Raw genomic sequence first — 2,526 nt, 5'->3', positions numbered from 1 at the left:
GTAAGGTGAGTATAGTTCATGATGCAACTTTGACTTTGGTCGGTCGGAAGCAAAATGCTAGCTCATCTTGCTTCTTTCCAATAATTTAATCTCTGTTGCACTTCATTTGAGAATCTAAGCTTCAAAAAAGCAGGTATGAATTAGATTTTACCCACCAGGTCGATTGATGGTGCAAGTGTTGCTTCACCTTCTTTCCATTTTGCCGGACAAACTTCACCTGGGTGTGCATATACATATTGTGCTGCTTTCACTTTACGCAGAAGTTCTTGTGCATCACGGCCGATACCACCCGCGTTGATTTCAACGATCTGGATTTTACCTTCTGGATCAATCACGAAAGTACCACGATCTGCCAGACCTTCAGCCTCAATCAATACTTCAAAGTTTTTAGCCAATGTCCAGGTCGGATCCCCGATCATTGGATATTGGATCTTTTGGATTTCCTCTGAGGTATCGTGCCAAGCTTTATGAGTAAAATGGGTGTCGGTAGAAACAGAATAAATTTCTACGCCCATTTTCTGGAATTCGGCATATTGATCAGCTAAATCTGCAAGTTCTGTTGGACAAACAAAGGTGAAATCTGCAGGATAGAAAAACACCACTGACCATTTACCTTTCAGGTCTTGCTCAGAAACTTCGATAAACTGACCATTGTGGTAAGCAGTTGCATTGAATGGTTTGATTTCAGTATTGATTAAACTCATGAGATATTTCCTCTCGCTTATTTCTGGGATTGCTTATCTTGTGCAGCTAGAATACGAAAAATTCACGAACAGGTAAAACCGCAAGTTTTTATAAAAATGATCGTTTTTTTAGATCATAAATTTCTATCAGCAGGACTTATGTGATTTATGATCTCGATGCGATCTGCCCTGAACAAACGCAGCACTATGTTCTAAGGCTTCTTAAAGTTCTGGTCAGTCGGGACGGTATGCAAAATTAAATGCAAATCTTCAAGGTGTAAAAAACCCACCGGATTCAGGTGGGTTTTAATAACAATTTAACAAATTACATCTTTGGAGTATCTCAAAATGGTAGGTCATCATCTAGATCTGCTGCAGGCGCTGCCGCTGGAGCAGGTGCAGATTTAGGCGCAAAACCACTCGGGTTATTGTTGCCATAACCGCCGCCTTGATTATTGTTGTTAAAACCACCTTGCTGCGGTGCTGAACCATAACCTGATTGCGGGTTATTACCATAACCGCCCTGGTTGTTGTTCGCCTGATTATTATTAAACCGTGGCTGGTTAAAACTGCTCTCACCCTGATCGTTTTGAGGACGGCTAGAGTCTAGCATCTGCATTTGCTCGCCACGGATTTCCGTCGTATAGCGTTCCTGACCATTCTGGTCAGTCCACTGGCGGGTGCGTAATGAACCTTCAATATACACTTTTGAGCCTTTGCGAAGATATTGCTGTGCAATTTCACCCAAACGGTTATGCAGCACGATACGGTGCCATTCCGTTTGTTCCTTACGTTCGCCCGTACTTTTATCTGTCCACGAATCGCTGGTTGCGATCGAGAATTGAGTAAGAGAACCACCATTTGCAAAAGTTTTGGTTTCCGGATCTTTACCCAAAGTACCCACTAAAATAACTTTATTTACACCACGCATTTGCCGTTTACTTCCTATATATTTCTGTATTTTACTTTATAAGAGTTATGATTAAATGGCTACCTCTTTACCCAACAAGTGCGTTAATTGTTGTCGCGAAGCGTCATCAATCTGCTGTTTATCGACTTTTACATAGGCAACTTGCTGTTCAGACATCACCACAACTTCTTCAATACCACGAATCGCCAAAAGCTGAGAAGTCCATTCGTCAGTTTGTCTGCTTTCCGGCAGACGCAGTACCAACGATGACAGATATCGCGGCTGAGCCAGGCCGAAACTCATCAGCAGCCAAACAATCGCAATCGCGGTCAGGATACTCCAGCCCATTGAGGTATTGTTCAGCAGCAATAATTGTCCGCCAATGATACCGCCAAAGAAAGCTCCTAAAAACTGACTGCTGGCATTCACTCCCATTGCGGTGGCTTTAGACTGGATGGGTGCCGCTTTCGACAGCCAGGAAGGCAGCAAGGCTTCCATCACATTAAAGGCAATGAAGAACAGGCCCAGACCGATCAGCAAGACATATTTGGATTCAAACCCAAATGCCATCACCATCAAACCCAGAATAATACCAGTAATGGCCACCAGAAAAATCGCACGCATTTTGTGGTATTTTTCTGCCAGGATAATACTTGGAAAAGCAAAGAACAGACTCAGAACCAAGAGCGGCAGATATACCCAGCCATGACTGGCCAGTGGCAGATCCGCAAATTCGATCAGCTGCGAAGGCACATAGATAAACATGGCAGTGAGCAATAAATGCAGGGTAAAAACCGACACGTGCAGACGATTCAGATCACCGATTTTGAGTACCTGTTTCACCTGTGCCAGATAGCCCTGCTGAAAGTTTTTATGATGTCGCGTAACTTTCGGCACCATGAACAGCATGGCAATGGCAGCCAGTCCCATCAC

General features: G+C 43.7%; 3 protein-coding genes. All 3 read right to left on the bottom strand.

Translation table 11 applies throughout. The annotated features are described in order from the left end of the window. Positions 1 to 140: 140 nt before the first annotated feature. Positions 141 to 704, bottom strand: coding sequence for an alkyl hydroperoxide reductase subunit C (gene ahpC, locus KUG37_RS14570; RefSeq protein WP_216940665.1), 564 nt, complete (start codon positions 702 to 704; stop codon positions 141 to 143). Between the two features lie 322 nt (positions 705 to 1,026). Then, the gene (gene ssb, locus KUG37_RS14565; protein ID WP_216940663.1) at positions 1,027 to 1,614 is read right to left on the bottom strand and encodes a single-stranded DNA-binding protein; all 588 of its coding nucleotides are present in this window, start codon (positions 1,612 to 1,614) and stop codon (positions 1,027 to 1,029) included. Positions 1,615 to 1,665: 51 nt separating this feature from the next. After that, positions 1,666 to 2,526, bottom strand: an 861-nt coding sequence (locus tag KUG37_RS14560; protein WP_216938543.1) for an MFS transporter, incomplete at its 5' end; no start/stop codon positions are given.

The organism is Acinetobacter sp. BY419, assembly GCF_019038395.1.
Lineage (GTDB): Bacteria > Pseudomonadota > Gammaproteobacteria > Pseudomonadales > Moraxellaceae > Acinetobacter.
Note: the sequence above shows the minus strand (reverse complement) of the source record. Positions and strands in the feature narration are given on the sequence as shown.

Bases quoted from the DNA above. Each gene is read 5' to 3' on its own strand.
- ahpC (WP_216940665.1), bottom strand. From the start codon at position 704: ATGAGTTTAATCAATACTGAAATCAAACCATTCAATGCAACTGCTTAC.
- ssb (WP_216940663.1), bottom strand. From the start codon at position 1,614: ATGCGTGGTGTAAATAAAGTTATTTTAGTGGGTACTTTGGGTAAAGAT.